We start from the raw sequence: 16,076 nt of genomic DNA on the forward strand, positions 1-16,076 counted from the left end.
GGACTTCAGTCCCGACAGGCTTTACCGGGAAGGCCCGTCGGGACTGAAGTCCCTCCTACAAAAGTCCTGCCCACAAAGGTCCTGACCATTGCCCGGGAAAGCCTGGCGGCTCCTGCGAGAGAAACCAGCCGCGGCTCAGTCCACCACGCGGCAGAACACCGCCTTGAGGTAGCGCGACTCCTGCACGTGCGCCATGAACGGGTGGTCCGGGCCGGCACCGGCGACCTTGAGCACCTGGATCGTGCGCCCCGAATAGAACGCCGCGCGGCGCAGCATGTCGAGGAACTGCTCCTCGCTGACCAGGCCGGTGCACGAGAACGTGGCGAACAGCCCGCCCGGCTTGACCACGCCCAGGGCCAGCTTGTTCATGTCCAGGTACTTCTTCAGCGCATTGATCACCTGGTCGCGGTCGCGGGTCATCTTGGCCGGGTCGAGGATCACCACGTCGTACTGCTCGCCGCGATTGGCCGCATCGCGCAGGTACGGGAAGATGTCGGCCTGCACGAACTTGGGCCGCACGTTGTTGAGCTTGGCATTGCCCTTGGCGATCTGGATCACGTCCTGGTCGATGTCCACGCCCAGCACCTCGCTGGCGCCGCGCGCGGCCGCGTACACCGCGAATCCGCCGGTGTTGCAGCACAGGTCGAGCACGCGCTTGCCCTCGACCTGCTGGCTCAGCCACTGCCGGTTCTCGCGCTGGTCGGCGAAGAAGCCGGTCTTGTGCGCGCCGGCCGGGTCGGCGCGGAAGCGGATGCCGTGCTCGGTGATCACCGCCGGCTCGGTGCCGCTGGTGTTGTGGAAATCGAAGCTCTCCTGCTTCTGCACGTGCTCGTCGGCGAAGCTGTGGAAGCGGCAGCCGGGGAACTGCCGGCGCAGTGCGGCGTAGATCCATTCGCGATGGCGGAACATGCCGGCAGCGAAGAACTCGACCACGATCAGGTCGCCGTAGCGGTCCACGACCAGCCCGGACAGCCCGTCGCCCTCGCTGTGCACCACGCGCCAGGCATCGGACACCGCGTCGAGCTTCAGCACCTCGCGGCGCAGCTCCACCGCCTCGGCGATCCTGCGCGCGAACCAGGCCTCGTCCACCGGCACGTCCTGGCGGGTCTCCAGGATCCGCACCGCGATGCGCGAGTGGCCGTTGTAGAAGCCGCGGCCGATCCACTCGCCGTCCACCCCGACCACGTCGACGATGCTGCCCGGCTTGGGCCGGACGCTGGGCTTTTCCACCAGCTTCTGGAAGATCCAAGGATGGCTGGAGCGCCAGGCGTTCTTGAGGCGTACGACGGGATTGGCAGTATTCATCCGCCTATTCTACCGGCGGCCCCCTGTGGGAGCGGTTTTTGTAGGAGCGGCTTCAGCCGCGATGGGGCGTTCCCATTTGAACCCCTGCACAGGGATGTGCAGGCTGTTACAGAGGGATCCGCCTCATTTGAACCCCGCGCATGGATGTGCGGGCTGTTGCAGAGGGATCTGCATGAAAGCCCCATCGCGGCTGAAGCCGCTCCCACAAAAACCGCTCCTCCGGGGACGGTAGAGCGGTGGCATTCGTCAGATACCCCTGTGGGGGGGGACTTCAGTCCCGACAGGCTTTCCCGGGAAGACCCGTCGGGCCTGAAGTTCCGCTCACACATCGCCAGCCCGGCGATTGACTCGTCCCTCCGGCACCGCCAGAATGGCCCCCAGAAGGGGAGTAGCTCCCAGACGTTGTCGCCGTCATTTCGAGCCCGCAGGCTCCGGTGCAACGGCAACCGGCCCGGTCCACCGGCGGTTGCGAGCAAGACCTTCGCCGTCCAGGCGAAGGTCCGTCACCCGGAATCCATGATCTCCGTGTAACAACGCCTCGGCCGGACGGTTCCCGAGGCGTTCTCGACTATTACCCGGAAGAAAAACGATGGAAACGATAGGCAATGTCTGGTTGTGGGGCGGTTTCGCGGTCGTCGTGGTCGCCGCCCTGCTGGTCGACCTGGTGCTGATGCGCCACGGCGGCCCGCACAAGGTCACCTTCAAGGAAGCCGCCTGGTGGAGCATCGGCTGGGTGGCCCTGGCGCTGCTGTTCAATGCCGGCCTGTGGTGGTACCTGCGCGGCACGATGGGCGATGCGGAGGCGCACCGCATCGGCCTGGAGTTCCTGACCGGCTACCTGGTCGAGAAATCGCTCGCGGTCGACAACATCTTCGTGTTCCTGATGCTGATGACCTACTTCGCGGTGCCGGAGGAGCAGCGCCAGCGCGTGCTGATCATCGGCGTGCTCGGCGCGATCGTGCTGCGCGCGATCATGATCTTCGCCGGCACGCTGCTGCTGGCCAAGTTCCACTGGCTGCTGTACGTGTTCGGCGGGTTCCTGCTGCTGACCGGCATCAAGATGTGGTTCTCGGCGGGCAAGGAGCCCGACCTGGAGGCCAACCCGGTGCTGCGCTGGATGCGCGGCCACCTGCGCCTGAGCCCCACCTACGAAGGCAACGCGCTGAGCGTGGTGCGCGACGGCAAGCGCTGGTTCACCCCGCTGTTCGTCGTGCTGATCCTGATCGCGGTGATCGACGTGATCTTCGCGGTGGACAGCATCCCGGCGATCTTCGCGATCACCACCGACCCGTTCATCGTGCTCACCTCCAACGTGTTCGCGGTGCTGGGCCTGCGCGCGATGTTCTTCCTGCTGGCGGGCATGGCGGATCGCTTCCACCTGCTGCCGTACGGCCTGGCGGTGATCCTGGTGTTCATCGGCGCCAAGATGCTGATGATCGACGTGTACAAGATCCCGGTGCTGGTGTCGCTGGGCGTGGTCGCGGCGATCCTGGCGGCGACCATCGCGCTGAGCCTGGCGCGCCCGCCCAAGCCGCAGCACTGACGACTCGCGGCGGCGGATTGTCCCGCCGGGCGCCAATGTCGTCCCATCGCGGCGGCCTTGCAAACCGCAGGGCCGCCGCCATCCGATCCCCATGGACATCCGCGACCCTGAAACCAGCGCCCTGGATCCCGCCGTGCAGGGGCGTTTCGACCGCAGCCGCCTCCTGCGCGCGTTCAACCTGAGCCTCGGCGCGGTGCTGCTGCTGGTGGCGGTGTTCGCCAGCCAGGGCATGTTCGACTGGCGCCCCTGGGCGGTGGCGCCGCACGAGGCCGGGGGATTGCGCGGCCTGCTGACCGCGCCGTTGTTGCACGGCTCGCTCGAGCACCTGGGCGCCAACAGCTTCGCCCTGCTGATCCTCGGCACGCTGGCGGGCAGCGTCTACCCGCGCGCCACCGTGTTCTCGCTGCCTTTGCTGTGGGTGGGCTCGGGATTGGGCGCCTGGCTGCTGGGCGATGTCGGCAGCCGCCACCTCGGCGCCAGCGGCATCACCCACGGGCTGCTGTTCCTGGTGTTCGTGCTCGGCGTGCTGCGCCGCGACCGCGCGGCGATCGCCACCAGCATGATCGCGTTCCTGTTCTACGGCGGCATGCTGCTGACGATCCTGCCGCACGAGCCCGGCGTGTCCTGGCAGTCGCACATGGGCGGCGCCATGGCCGGCGTGATCGCGGCGCTGCTGTTCCGCCTGTGCGATCCGCTGCCGCCGCGCAAGCGCTACAGCTGGGAAGACGAGGACGAGGATCTCGACGGCGAGCGCCTGGACGAGAAGGACGGCCTGGAGCCGCCGTCCCCGCGCGAAGTCCCGGTGCTGTGGCAGCGCGATCCGGGCTCGCCCGGCGGCGTGGTCATCCGCTTCCGGCCGCGCGGCGAGCCGAACGACTAGCGGCGCAGAGGAATCCTATAGGAGCGGCTTTCTGTGGGAGCGGCTTCAGCCGCGACGGGGCTTTCTCATTTGAACCCCTGCACATGGACGTGCGGGCTGTTGCAGAGGGATCTGCATGAAAGCCCTTCGCGGCTGAAGCCGCTCCCACAGAAAGCCGCTCGCTGCGATGAGCCGGCATCACCGCCGGTCGCGCGCCGCCGCCGTACCATGTTGGCCGTCCCGTACGAACCGGAGCAGTGCCATGGACCTGAAGTTCTCCGTCTCGGCCCACATCGACAAGCCGGTCGCCGAGGTGTTCGAAGCCGTGGCCGATCCCGCCCGGCTCTCGCGCTACTTCACCACCGGCGGCGCCCAGGGCCGGCTCGAGGGCGGCACCACGGTGTGGTGGGAGTTCGCGGATTTTCCTGGCAAGTTCCCGGTGGATGTCGTGGAAGTCGAGCCCAATCGGCGGATCGTGCTGCGCTGGGCCTCGCAGGAGGCGCCGACCGAAGCCGACGACCGCGAGCGCCAGACCACGGTCACGTTCGACTTCGAGGCGCTGCCGGATGGACGCACCCGCGTCGACATCCGGGAAGAAGGCTGGCAGCACACGCAGACCGGCCTGCAGGCCTCCTACGGCAACTGCATGGGCTGGTCGCAGATGCTGTGCGCGCTCAAGGCCTGGCTGGAATACGGCATCAACCTGCGCCAGGGCATGTACGTCTGAGGCGCGCCGGATTCAGCGCGCCAGGCCGTCGACCGCGCGCCGCCCGAGCGCCGGGTCGTCGGTGAAGAATGCATCGATGCCGGCTTCCAGGTAGGCGCGCATCTCGGCGACCGAGCCGTCGTCGCTGCGCCTGGCCGGATCGGTGCCGTCGCGGAAGTCGGCGGCCAGGAAGTGGTTCTCCGGGCGGAACGTGTACGGCTGCACCTGCAGCCCGGCCGCATGCGCCTGGCGCACCAGCGCGGTCGGCGTCCCGAGCCGCTTGTCCGCATCGAGCGGGATGATCGCGCGCAGCTCGGGGCCGATCGCATCGGCGTACTGCGCGATCGCGCGCAGGCCCTCGGGCGTGAGCATGTCGGCATAGCGCGCGGTCCCGCCCTGCGCGCGCACGTCGCCGGGCACGTCGTCCGGGCGTGCGATCAGCTGCAGCAGGCGGATGTTCGAGCCGCGTGCGATGCGCCCGCGCAGGTAGCGCAGGTTGTCGCGCTCGAACGACTGGATCACCACCGGCGCGCTGCGCGTGTAGGCGTGCGCCCGCAGCGTCGCCAGCACCTTGTCCTCCATGCCCAGGCCGAGCGACTGGAAGTAGCTGGGATGCTTGATCTCCGGGACGATGCCGATCGTCCGCCCGCGCGCGGCCGCTTCGGCGGCGACGAAATCGATGATCTCGTCGAACGTGACCAGCTGGAACTGCCCGTCCCAGCGCGTGCCGCGCAGCTGCGGCAGGCGCTCGCGCGCGCGCAGCGTCTTCAGCTCCGCCAGGGTGAAGTCCTCGGTGAACCAGCCTTCCACCCGCTCGCCGTCGATGGTCTTGGCGGTCTTGCGGCCGGCGAACTCGGGATGCCCGGCGACGTCGGTAGTCCCGCCGATCTCGTTCTCGTGGCGCGCCACCAGCACGCCATCCTTGGTCGAGACCAGGTCCGGCTCGACGAAATCCGCGCCATCGGCGATCGCCTTGGCATACGAGGCCAGCGTGTGCTCCGGCCGCAGCGCACTCGCCCCGCGATGCGCATACACCTGCGGCTTGGCCACCAACGGCGCCTCCGCCAGGACCGGCGAAGCCAGGATCGAAAGCATCATGCACACCAGAATTCGACGCATCGTCATCGCAGCACTCTACTCCAAGGTTCGGTGATTCGAATCAACCCAAAGATCAAAGCCAGGCCTACTGTTGCTGTTGCTGTTGCTGTTGCTGTTGCCCGTGATTTTGCTTTGGATTGGGTAACGCCTCCTCGCGCGGCGGCGCGCCAACCTCCATGGCCCACGAATGCCACTGCGGCGCGGGCCCCTCCGAAGCGGCGGAGACGGCGGGAAACACCCGAAGGGCGGCGCACATGGGCTCGCCGGAAAAAGGCGAAGCACTGCTTCGCCCCGGCGGGCGGGCATTCGCCGCGCGGCGAATGCCCCGTCGAAAAATCCCCCCGGCTCCGCGGACCCGCAGCGCAGCTGCGGGCGCGAAGGCGGGGTGTGCTTGATCAGCCGTTCGGCTGCTGTGAAGCGCTTCTTTGGGTTACCTTTCTTTACGCGGCACATCCTTGTGCCGCGCCCTTCGGGCCGGCTCCGCCGTGCGGCGCCGCTCCTGCGGCGCGCGTGCACAAGCAAAGAAAGGTAACTCGCCGGAGGCGAAAGCTTTGGCCTTTTTTGCCAAAGGCCCAAAGCCAAAAGCAAAGCAACGTCCCTGGATGATCAGCCGTTCGGCTGCTGAAAGGCGCTTCCCGCCTTCGCGGGAATGACGATAGAGAGATGGTGCGGGCTGATAGATAACGTCAGAAGCAAAGATACTGGTGGGCCCCGCCTTCACAGGGACAGGGTCAAAGAAGTGCGCGGGAGGAAACCCTCCCGCACAACACCCCACTAGAACTTCGCATCCAGCGTCAAGAACACCTGCCGCGGCGCACTGGCATGGAACGCCAACACCCGCCCGTTCGGGTCGCTGTTGGTGAACCCGCTCAGGTCCGCCGCATACCGCTTGTCGGTCAGGTTCGTCACATTGACGCTGAGCCGAAGCGCCTGCAGCGCCGACACCTGCCCGAAGTCGTATCCCGCCCCCGCATCGAACGTCGTGAATCCGCCGAAGCCCTGGTCGTTGGTGTACGTGTAGTAACGCTGCCCCACGTACTTCGCGCGGAGATTCGCGTTCCAGCCCGCGTAGGTCCAGGCGATCTCGCTGGCGAACATGCGCTTGGGCGTATCCACCGTGGTCTTGCCCGAGGTCGGCACCGTCACCCCGTTCTGCACGTAGTCGTCGTCGTAGGTCGAACGATTGAACGAGGCCGAGTTGTACCACTGGAAATGCTCGCTCGGCTTCCACAGCACCGTCAGCTCGGCGCCGCGGCTGGTCACCGAACCGACGTTGTAGAAACGCGTCGTGCACGCCGGCGTCGTGCCCTGCTGGATGCTCGGGCACGGGTTGAGCGACAGCAGGCGGTTGTCGAACTTGACGTCGTAGGCGGCCAGGGACGCCTCGACATCGCCGCGCACGAAGCGGTAGCCGCCTTCGATCGTGCGCGATTCCTCCGGCTCCAGGTTGCCGCGGGTCGCGTCGAACGAGGCCTGCGTCACCAGCAGCGGGCCGCCGGCGCCGCCGCCCTGGAACGCGGCGATGTTCTTGGCGTACGACAGGAACACTTCCTGCCCTTCGGCCAGGCGATAGCTCAGGCCGGCCTGCGGCAACAGCGCCTTGCTCGCCTTCAGTTCGCCGTTGGCGACCGGCGATTCCACCGCGATCCCCGGCGTCTCGCGCGCGGTCATCGTGGTGTGCGGGCTCTTCACGCCGACGTCGACGCTCAGGCGTTCGTCGAGCAGCTTGAAGCTGCCCTGCACGTAGGCCTGCTTGGTGGTGATCACGTAGTCCTGCGAGAACAGCCGGCGGTCCGGGCCGTCCAGGAAGGTGTCGTCGTCGACCGGCCCGTCGATCCAGTAGAAGTTGCGCTCGACGTGGTGCTTGTTGCGCTCGTACCAGACGCCGGCCTCGAGATGGTGCGGGCCCAGGTCCCAGCCGACCGAGGCGATGCCGCCGGTGCGGTTGATCCTGTAGTTGGTGCTGCGGATCGAGATCGGCAATGCCTGCGGCGTGCCGGGATTGGAGGCCTGGCCGGGCGCCCACCAGTGGCCCTGGCCGGCATTCTCGTGGTGGTAGACCTGCGCATGCAGCGCGACCGCATCGGCCGGCTGGAAATCGCCGGCCAGGTAGTACAGGTCGTCGTCGCGCAGCGCGCGGCTCTGGTAGTAGGCGTCGTCGATGTTGTCCACGCCGCCGCTGTAGCCGCAGCGGCTGGCGTCGAAGGTCGCCTTCGCGCAGTAGGCCGCGGCCAGGGCGCGGTTCCAGTCCGGCGCGTACAGGTTCCAGTCCCAGCCCAGCCCGCGCTGCATGCCGCTCTTGGACAGGTAGGCGTAATCGGCCTGCGAGGTGCGCGAGGTATCGACGAACGCGGTGATCTTGCCTGCGTCGAACTGGTACACCGCCTTGCCGTTGAACTGGCGGGTGGTGGTCGGCGAATACGGGCGCGCCCACATGTCGGCCTTGGCGTCGATGCCCGACAGGTAGGCCGAGAAGCCGTTGTATTCGCCGGTGTCCACGCGCAGGTAGGTGCGCCGGTCCGAGTCCGAACCGACGGTCTGCGCGATGCGCCCGCCGAACACGCTGGCCGGGTCGTCCGAGTAGTACTGGATCGTGCCGCCCAGGTTGCTGGTCGAGGCGGTGCCGAGGCTGCCGATGCCCGAGGCCAGCTCGACGCCGCCGAAGTTCTCGGCGATCAGCGCGCGGCTGACGTTCAGGCCGTTGTAGTTGCCGTAGGCGTTGTCGCCGAGCGGGAGCCCGTCCAGCGTGTAGCCCAGGCGCGTGCCGTTGAAGCCGCGCAGGCTGATCTTCTGCGATTCCTCGTTGGCGCCGAACGCGTCGTTGGATTGCACGTTCACGCCCGGCATGCGGCCCAGCAGCTTCTGGATGCTGGTGCCGGCCGGCAGCACTTCCACGTCCTGGCGGGTGATGCGCTGGACCTGGCGGGTCTCGCCCTGGCCGATCACCGAGACCGCGTCGAGCTGGCGTACGTCGCCGCCATCGGCCGGGGCCGGGGCGGCGTCTTCGGCGGCGCGGGCGCAAAAGGAGGACATCAGGGCGACGGCGATCGCCGCCTGCAGGACGGTGGGTCGGAGCATGTAGGGTGCGGGGGAGAGGGGGAAACCGGTCCGCAACACTGCGACTGCGATCTTTCCGCTATGCGACACGCCGGTTACACCCGTAAAACAGTGTGACCCCGTGCCATGGGCCGGCGACCGGCGCGACTTGCCGATCGGGGCCGGCACGCGGCGGACCCGGCCCTACTTCCCGATGCAGAAACTGGAGAAGATCCTGCCCAGCAGCTCGTCCGCGCTCATCCGCCCGGTGATTTCGCCCAGCGCTTCGTGCGCCAGCCGCAGTTCCTCGGCGGCCAGCTCCAGCCGCTCGTGGTCCAGCTCCGCCGACGCGGCCGCGACGTGCCCGGCCGCCCGCGCGATCGCCTCGACGTGGCGCGCGCGCGCGGTGAACTCGCCGTCGACGCTCTCGCCGGCATCGCCTTCTGCCAGCGTGCGCAGGCGCGCGTGCAGCGCGTCGAGCCCCTCGCCGGTGACGGCGGAAACCGCGATCTCGTCCTCGGCCAACGTCGCCGGTACCCCGAGCAGGTCGCGCTTGTTGTGGATCCACAACCGGCGCGGCACGCCTTCGATCGCATCGGCGACCGCGGCGCGGCCGGCCTGCGGGTCGCGCGCGTCGATCACCACCAGCGCCAGGTCGGCGCGATGCAGTTCGTCGCGTGCGCGGCGCATGCCCTCGCGCTCGATCGCATCGCCGCCCTCGCGCAGCCCCGCGGTGTCCACCAGCACCAGTTCGAGGCCGTCGATGCGGATCGTCTCGCGCAGCGTGTCGCGGGTGGTGCCGGCGACCTCGGTGACGATGGCGCGCTCGCTGCCCGCCAGCGCGTTGAGCAGCGAGCTCTTGCCGGCATTGGGCGGACCGACCAGCACCGCGTGCAGGCCGTCGCGCAGCTTGCGGCCGCGTTCGGCATCGCGCCGCAGGCGCGCCAGCACCTCGGCGGCCTGCGCCAGCCCCGCGCGCACCTGTTCGCCGCCCAGCGTGTCGATCGGCTCGTCGACGAAATCGATCGCGGCCTCGACGTGGATGCGCAGCCGGGTGATCTGCCCGGCCACCTCCTCCACGCGCCGGGAGAACACGCCATCCAGCGAGCGTCGTGCCGCCCGCGCGGCGCGCTCGTCGCCGGCGGCGATGAGGTCGGCGATGGCCTCGGCCTGGGCCAGGTCGAGCTTGCCGTTGAGGAACGCCCGTTCGCTGAACTCCCCGGGCCGCGCCTGGCGCGCGCCCAGCCCGATGCACCGCGCCAGCAGCCGGCGCAGCACCACCGGGCTGCCGTGTCCCTGCAGTTCCAGCACGTGCTCGCCGGTGAAGCTGCGCGGCGCCGGGAACCACAGCGCGATGCCATCGTCGATCGTCTCGCCGCGCGCATCGAGAAAGCGCGCGTAGCGCGCACGCCGCGGCTGCAGCCCGGCGATGCCGAGCCCGGCCGCGACCTCCATGGCCCGCGGCCCGGAAACGCGCAGCATCCCCACCCCACCGGCTCCGGCCGCAGTGGCGATGGCGACGATGGTGTCGTTGTTGGTGGTCATGGCGTCGTGGGTCAAGGCGTATCGCTATCGATCAGTAAAGTTGCTGTTGCTGTTGCTGTTGCTGTTGCTGTTGCTGTTGCTGTTGCTGTTGCTCGTGATTTTGACTTGGCTTTCCGCTTTTGACTTACCGGGGCCGCCATTCGCAGCGGCGGAGCCAGCGGGAATAACCCCGCAGGGGCGACGCACATGGGCTCGCCGGAAAAAGGCGAAGCACTGCTTCGCCCCGGCGGGCGGGCATTCGCCGCGCGGCGAATGCCCCGGGCTCGTCCGCGCAGCGGACGAGTGCGTCGTTTTTCGCCGGGACAGGAGGTCCCGTCGAAGAATCCCGCTGGTGCAGCGGACCTGGAGCGCGCCACGCGGAAGGCGCGGAGACCTGGGCGTGCATTCTTTGGGTTGCTTTTCTTTGCACGAGCAAAGAAAAGTGACTCGCCCAAGGGCGAAAGCTTTTGCTCCTAAAGCAGGAAGCAAGAAGCCAAAGCACCCTCATCCGCCCTCCGGGCACCTTCTCCCGCGAACGGGAGAAGGAAAGCGCATGATCCCACATCGCCGGGCCCCGCTGGGCACCTACAACTCGTGCAGCCGACCGCGCACCTGTTCCGCCACCGCCCCCTGGGGCTGCAACTCCAGGTATGTCGCATAAGCCGTGCGAGCCTTCGCATGCTGCCCGGCCTGGTAATAGGCATCGCCCAGGTTGAGATAGGCCACCGCCCGCGAAGGATCGATCTTCAGCGTGTTCTCCAGCCAGCGCGCCGCCTCCGCGTAACGCCCCTGCCGGTAATAGACGAAACCGAGGTTGTTGGCCGCCAACGCGAAATCCGGCCGCAGCTTCAGCGCCTCCGCGAACTGCGCGGCGGCCTCGTCGTAGCGCTTCTCCTTGTACAGCTGCAGCCCACGCTCGTTGGCACGCTGCGCGAGCTGGCGGTCGCCGAGCTTGGCCGCCGCCGGCACCACCAGCCTGGATTCGCCGCCTTGCAGGTCCTTCACCATCACCGGCGCCGGCGCGGCGGCATCGGCCGGCCGCGCCTTGTCCACGCGGTTGTTGAGCGCGATCGCGTCGGCCGGCAGCTGCGCGGTATCGGCGGTGAGGAATTCCTCGGCTTGCGGCACCTGGAACACGAACTCGCCGCCCTGCGACCCCGGCAGGCTGCCGAACGCCGGAGTCTGCTGCGATACCGCCGACACCGCCGGCGCGACGTACGCGGCCAGCTCGGTACCGGTGATCAGGCCATCGCCATTGAGGTCGGCCTTGCCCGACAACGCCTGCAGCAGCACCCAGGTGAACACCGAATGGCCGTCCGGCCCGCTGTCGGCGACCTGCTGGTCGGCGCCGCCGGCGGTGAGCATCTGCCGTCCCACGCGCCGCGCGTTCTCGCGCAGGTAGGCGTTGACGCCGCCACCGCCGCGGGTGAGGCCGAGCCCGCTGTAGCAGGCGTCCATCACGAACAGCACGTGCTTGGCCTGCAGGCTCTCGGCGATGTTCTGGATGTCGCTCATCGCGATCGCGTCGCTGGCGAACTCGGCCGGATCCGAATCGGCCGGGATGATGTAGCCCAGCTCGCGCCCGGAAGCGAGCCGGCGCGTGGCGCCATGCCCGGCGAAGAACACGAACACGCGGTCGTTCTTCTGCGTGCGCCCGTCCGCCAGGCGGTCGTGGAACGCGGCCAGGATGTTGTTGCGGGTCGCCTCGCCGTTCTTCAGCACGATCACCTGCGAGGACGGGAAGCCGAAGCGTCCGGTCAGCGCATCGGCGATCGCCTGCGCATCGTTGGCGGCGTATTCCAGCCGGGGCCACTTGGCGTAGTCGTCGATGCCGATCACCAGCGCCCACGACTTCTCGTAGCCGGTGGTGACCGTGGCATCGGCCGCGGCCTCGCCGCGCGGGCGCGCCACGGTGAAATCGCGCCCGTTCCAGCCGGCGAACTGGTAGCCGTCGGCGGTGAGCTTGTCCAGAATCTGCGGCAGCGCCTTGACCGCGCGATCGTGGATGTCGTGGAACAGGATGATGCCGCGTTGCTCCTTGGCCACCTGGCCGAGCACGCGCTGCACGATCGAGTCCGGCACCGGGTCAGCCCAGTCCAGCGAATCGATGTTCCACATCACCGATTTCAGCCCCGCCTCCTTCAGCACCTGCAGGCCTTCGGCGTTGCGCGCGCCGTACGGGAAGCGGAACAGCGGCGCGCGCTTGTCGTCCACCGCGCGCAGCAGGGTATCGGCGTCCAGCACCTGGCTGCGCAGCGCGGCGCCGGTGGTCTTGGACAGCTGCGCGTGGGTGAGGCTGTGGTTGCCGACCGCGTAGCCTTCTTCCATCAGCCCGCGGCTGACCTTGGCCAGCGGCGCCAGTCGCGGCTTGCCGTCGGCGTCGAGCCGGCCGAGGTTGCGCCCGACCTCGAAGAACGCGCCGGGCACGTCGTAGCGCTTGAGGATCGCCACGATCTCGTCGGTATAGGCGCCGTGCGGGCCGTCGTCGAAGGTCAGCGCCACGGTCTTCGGCGGCAGGTCGCGCCCGAAGATCTCGCGCTCGCCGTCGCCCATCGGCATCGGGTACGGCTCGACCACGCCGTAGTCGCGCAGGATCGCCTCGCGTGGGTACAGCGTGCGCAGGTGGGCGACGTAGTCCTCCCACTTCTCGCGCTTCTGCGCGATCGCGCGGGTGGTGTCGAAGCGGCTGAAGATGCGGGTGATCTCGCGGTTGTAGGTGCGCTCGATCTCGTCGAGCGCATCCAGGTCCTCGCCGATGCGCTGGTGCAGCTTCACCGCCGGCAACGCCGAGTCGCGGCCGATGCGTTCCTGCAGGTCGCGCAGCACCTCGCGGAACGCCAGCCGGTCGGCGTCGTACAGGTCCGGCGCCGATTCGATGTAGTCGAGCAGCGAGGCGACGCCGTCGAGCCGGTCCGGCGCGCCGGATTTCAACAGCGCGTCGAACGCCGCGTCGATGGCGGCGCGCTGGTCCAGCCCATCGTGGAAAAGCTGTTGCCCGACCATGCCGGAGGTCGCGCGGTCGCGCTCGGATTGCGCGTCCTCGTCGGCCAGCAGCACGATGATCTTGCGATGGCCGGCCAGCAGCGCCTGCAGCTGGGCGCGCAACGCGCGCACCTGGGCGTTCTCGCTGGCCGTCGTCCCGGCGCTCGCGGCCGGCGCCGCGGCGGGATCGGCCGCAGCCTGCTCCGCGGCCTTCTTGCCGCAGCCGGCCAGCAGCAGCGTGCAGGCCAGGACGACCGACAGGGAACGCAGGGCAACGGGCATCGCGGGGACTCGTCCATGTTGAGTGCGCGCGATTCTACGGCACCTCCGCGGGAAGACGCCGGCCCCGGCGCCTTGCCGCCCGCGCTTGCCGGGACTGAAGTCCCTCCCCCGGCGGGTCCCGCAACGAAAAGGCCCGCCTTGCGGCGGGCCTTGGATCACTTGGCGACGTTGTCGTGGATGATCTTGCTCGGCGACTCGCCGTGCTGGCGGATCATCCACCACTGGATCAGCAGGCCGAGGCCGCCGTTGACCACCCAGTACAGGGCCAGGCCGGACGGCACGAAGGCCATCATCACGCCGAATACCAGCGGCATGAACTGCATCATCTTGACCTGCACCGGATCCATGCCCGGGGTCGGGGTCAGCTTCTGCGTCGCCCACATGATCGCGATGTTGATGATCGGCAGGATGAAGTACGGGTCGCGCGCGGTCAGGTCCTGGATCCAGCCCAGCCACGGCGCCTGGCGCAGTTCCACCGACTCGACCAGCACCCAGTACAGCGCGAAGAAGATCGGCATCTGGATCAGCACCGGCAGGCAGCCGCCCATCGGGTTGATCTTCTCCTTCTTGTACAGCTCCATCATCGCCTGGTTGAGCTTGGCGCGATCGTCGCCGTAGCGCTCCTTGAGCTGCTGCAGGCGCGGCTGGAACTTGCGCATCTTCGCCGCCGACTTGTACTGCGCCGCGGCCAGCGGGTACATCGCCGCACGCAGCAGCACCACCAGGCCCACGATCGCCCAGCCCCAGTTGCCGATCAGCCCGTGCAGGTGGTTGAGCACCCAGAACAGGCCCTGGCCGATGACCGCCATCAGCGAGAAGCGGCTGTAGTCGACCACGCGGTCCAGGCCCTTCACGTCCTCCTTGGCGATCGCCCCGACCAGCTTCGGGCCGACCCACAGGCGCGCTTCGGTGCTGGCGCTCTGGCCCGGCGCCACGGTGAAGGCCGGGCCGCGCAGCTCGGCCACGTCGCGCGGGCCGTCCTGCGCCAGCACGTACAGCGAGGTCTGGTCCTTCTGCGGGATCCAGGCGGTGAAGAAGTGGTGCTGCAGCAGCGCGATCCAGCCGCCGGCGATCTGGCGGTTGAGGCCGCCATCGTCGGCGTAATCCTTGAACGCGCGGCGCTCGTAGCCCTCCTGCGGGCTGTACCAGGTCGCGCCGTTGAAGCTGAAGGAGTCCGGGTTGGTCATGTTGCGGCTGAGGATCGCCGGCACGCGGCTCAGCTTGCGGAACACGTAGCCGGTCCACGGCGCGCTGCCGCGGTTGACCACCTCGTCCTTGATCGTGATCGCGTAGCGGTTGCGCTCCAGGGTGAAGGTGCGGCGGATGCTGACGCCGTCCGGGCCGTTCCAGACGAACGGGATCACCAGCTTGTCCTGGCCCTGGCCCAGCGTGAATTCGCGGGTATCCGCCTGCTCCAGGCGGAAGCCGCCGATCCCCGGCACCGGCGAGTTGCCCTGGCTGGCCCAGCCGCTGGTGGCGCTGTACGGATGCGCCGGCTCGTCGGTCAGCAGGTCCACCGGCGGTGCGCCCGGTTCCTTGCTTTGCGGGAACTCGAGCAGCTGCGCGTCGATCACGCTGCGGCCGTCGAGCTTCAGGCGCAGCACGTCGGTGGTGACGGTGACGATCGGTGCCGCGGCCGCGGGACCGGTCTCGGCAACGGCCGCCGCGGCCGGCGTGCCGGTGGCCTGCGGCACGGCCTGCGCCGGGGCGCCCGGCACGTCGGCATCGCGCGCGGCCGGCACGGCCTGGGTGGCGGCCGGCGGGGCGGGAGGAGCGCTCTTCTCGCGGTTCCACTCCATCCACAGCAGCGCTGCGACCATCAGCCAGGCGAAAATCAGGAATACACGGGTCTGGTTCATCAGGCAGCAACTCGGCTCAGTCGGAACGGCGTTCCGGCTCGTTCGGTGAAGGGGAGGCAGCGGCCCCGGTGGGCGGCGGCATTGTGCCGTCCGCGGCAGGCACGGGCAATGCGCCGGCGCGGCGCAGCAGGCGCAGCAAGGCCTGGCGGATCTGTTCGTTGCTGGCCTGGGCGGCGCCCTGGCGTGCGACCACGACGTAGTCGCCGCCGGCCAGCGACGGCAGGAGGTGGCGGACCGTCTCGCGTAGGGTGCGCTTGATGCGGTTGCGGCCCACGGCCCGGGCATCGACCTTGCGCGACACCGCCATTCCCAGCCGGGGCGGCGTGTCGGCGGATCGCCAGTGCAGGCTCAGCAGCGGATCGGAACAGCGGCGCGCCTGGTCGAAGACGACCGTGTATTCGGCGCGTGTGCGAACCCGCGCAGAGCGAGGGAATCGCCTGCGCGGGTGGGATTCGATCACGGTAGGGATTGCCTTGGCCGCGTTCAGCGGCAGGGCAATCAAGCGCTCAGGCGCTTGCGGCCCTTGGCACGGCGACGAGCCAGGACCTTGCGGCCGTCGGCGGTCTTCATACGGGCGCGGAAGCCGTGGTCGCGCTTGCGCTTGAGGTTGCTGGGTTGATAGGTGCGCTTGGTGGCCATGGGGGCCTCTGCATGAAGGGATACGAAAGAACCGGAAATTCTATAGAGGTTGAAGCCCCTGGGTCAAGCCATTGATTGCGCAGCGTTTCCACGGGGCCATGCACGCTGTGGATGTACCTGTGAATAAGTCTGGGAAAAACCGGGGTCCGGTGGTAGTCTGGCCCATCCGTTTCTTGACTCACCGGGCGACCCGCACGGCGCATTTCTGCGCGCTTTCGCCCGGCTCTGGATGAATACACTTTG

At 68.6% G+C, this 16,076-nt stretch carries 11 protein-coding genes; 3 read left to right on the top strand and 8 right to left on the bottom strand.

Features of this window, described 5'->3' with window-relative positions:
* Window positions 1-135: 135 nt before the first annotated feature.
* Window positions 136-1,305, bottom strand: a complete 1,170-nt coding sequence (locus M3M27_RS19945) for a class I SAM-dependent rRNA methyltransferase (RefSeq protein ID WP_434026750.1) — start codon at window positions 1,303-1,305, stop codon at window positions 136-138.
* Between the two features lie 589 nt (window positions 1,306-1,894).
* On the opposite strand from M3M27_RS19945, the gene M3M27_RS19950 reads away from it, so the two are divergent.
* The 3 genes from M3M27_RS19950 (at window position 1,895) to M3M27_RS19960 (ending at window position 4,434) form a co-directional block, all read left to right on the top strand.
* On the top strand, window positions 1,895-2,848 hold the full coding sequence (locus M3M27_RS19950) for a TerC family protein (RefSeq protein WP_434026751.1): 954 nt from the start codon (window positions 1,895-1,897) through the stop codon (window positions 2,846-2,848).
* Window positions 2,849-2,939: 91 nt separating this feature from the next.
* Window positions 2,940-3,728, top strand: coding sequence for a rhomboid family intramembrane serine protease (locus M3M27_RS19955; protein WP_434026752.1), 789 nt, complete (start codon window positions 2,940-2,942; stop codon window positions 3,726-3,728).
* Between the two features lie 241 nt (window positions 3,729-3,969).
* Window positions 3,970-4,434 carry an SRPBCC family protein gene (locus M3M27_RS19960; RefSeq protein WP_434026753.1) on the top strand — a complete coding sequence of 155 codons (465 nt, stop codon included), beginning with the start codon at window positions 3,970-3,972 and terminating at the stop codon, window positions 4,432-4,434.
* Between the two features lie 12 nt (window positions 4,435-4,446).
* On the opposite strand, the gene M3M27_RS19965 is transcribed toward M3M27_RS19960, so the two are convergent.
* From M3M27_RS19965 to rpmH, 7 genes are all read right to left on the bottom strand, one after another.
* Window positions 4,447-5,508, bottom strand: a complete 1,062-nt coding sequence (locus M3M27_RS19965) for a glycerophosphodiester phosphodiesterase (protein WP_434028058.1) — start codon at window positions 5,506-5,508, stop codon at window positions 4,447-4,449.
* A 777-nt stretch (window positions 5,509-6,285) separates the two neighbouring features.
* Entirely contained in the window at window positions 6,286-8,589 is a 2,304-nt protein-coding gene (locus tag M3M27_RS19970; RefSeq protein ID WP_434026754.1) for a TonB-dependent receptor, read from the bottom strand.
* A gap of 162 nt (window positions 8,590-8,751) precedes the next feature.
* Window positions 8,752-10,092 carry a tRNA uridine-5-carboxymethylaminomethyl(34) synthesis GTPase MnmE gene (gene mnmE, locus M3M27_RS19975; RefSeq protein WP_434028059.1) on the bottom strand — a complete coding sequence of 447 codons (1,341 nt, stop codon included), beginning with the start codon at window positions 10,090-10,092 and terminating at the stop codon, window positions 8,752-8,754.
* Between the two features lie 564 nt (window positions 10,093-10,656).
* Window positions 10,657-13,335 (bottom strand): polysaccharide deacetylase family protein, encoded by a 2,679-nt coding sequence (locus M3M27_RS19980; protein WP_140724480.1) that lies wholly within the window; start codon window positions 13,333-13,335, stop codon window positions 10,657-10,659.
* Between the two features lie 155 nt (window positions 13,336-13,490).
* Entirely contained in the window at window positions 13,491-15,194 is a 1,704-nt protein-coding gene (gene yidC / locus M3M27_RS19985; RefSeq protein WP_140724484.1) for a membrane protein insertase YidC, read from the bottom strand.
* A gap of 16 nt (window positions 15,195-15,210) precedes the next feature.
* The gene (rnpA, locus tag M3M27_RS19990; RefSeq protein WP_218569720.1) at window positions 15,211-15,696 is read right to left on the bottom strand and encodes a ribonuclease P protein component; all 486 of its coding nucleotides are present in this window, start codon (window positions 15,694-15,696) and stop codon (window positions 15,211-15,213) included.
* Entirely contained in the window at window positions 15,693-15,833 is a 141-nt protein-coding gene (rpmH, locus tag M3M27_RS19995; RefSeq protein WP_057649007.1) for a 50S ribosomal protein L34, read from the bottom strand. Before rpmH ends, rnpA begins: the two co-directional genes overlap by 4 nt.
* Between the last annotated feature and the right edge of the window lie 243 nt (window positions 15,834-16,076).

This window comes from Xanthomonas boreopolis (assembly GCF_046529185.1).
Classification (GTDB): Bacteria; Pseudomonadota; Gammaproteobacteria; order Xanthomonadales; family Xanthomonadaceae; genus Pseudomonas_S; species Pseudomonas_S boreopolis.

Excerpts from the sequence above, each read along its gene's own strand:
- M3M27_RS19945 (WP_434026750.1), bottom strand. The coding sequence starts at position 1,305 with ATGAATACTGCCAATCCCGTCGTACGCCTCAAGAACGCCTGGCGCTCC.
- M3M27_RS19950 (WP_434026751.1), top strand. The coding sequence starts at position 1,895 with ATGGAAACGATAGGCAATGTCTGGTTGTGGGGCGGTTTCGCGGTCGTC.
- M3M27_RS19955 (WP_434026752.1), top strand. The coding sequence starts at position 2,940 with ATGGACATCCGCGACCCTGAAACCAGCGCCCTGGATCCCGCCGTGCAG.
- M3M27_RS19960 (WP_434026753.1), top strand. The coding sequence starts at position 3,970 with ATGGACCTGAAGTTCTCCGTCTCGGCCCACATCGACAAGCCGGTCGCC.
- M3M27_RS19965 (WP_434028058.1), bottom strand. The coding sequence starts at position 5,508 with ATGCTTTCGATCCTGGCTTCGCCGGTCCTGGCGGAGGCGCCGTTGGTG.
- M3M27_RS19970 (WP_434026754.1), bottom strand. The coding sequence starts at position 8,589 with ATGCTCCGACCCACCGTCCTGCAGGCGGCGATCGCCGTCGCCCTGATG.
- mnmE (WP_434028059.1), bottom strand. The coding sequence starts at position 10,092 with ATGACCACCAACAACGACACCATCGTCGCCATCGCCACTGCGGCCGGA.
- M3M27_RS19980 (WP_140724480.1), bottom strand. The coding sequence starts at position 13,335 with ATGCCCGTTGCCCTGCGTTCCCTGTCGGTCGTCCTGGCCTGCACGCTG.
- yidC (WP_140724484.1), bottom strand. The coding sequence starts at position 15,194 with ATGAACCAGACCCGTGTATTCCTGATTTTCGCCTGGCTGATGGTCGCA.
- rpmH (WP_057649007.1), bottom strand. The coding sequence starts at position 15,833 with ATGGCCACCAAGCGCACCTATCAACCCAGCAACCTCAAGCGCAAGCGC.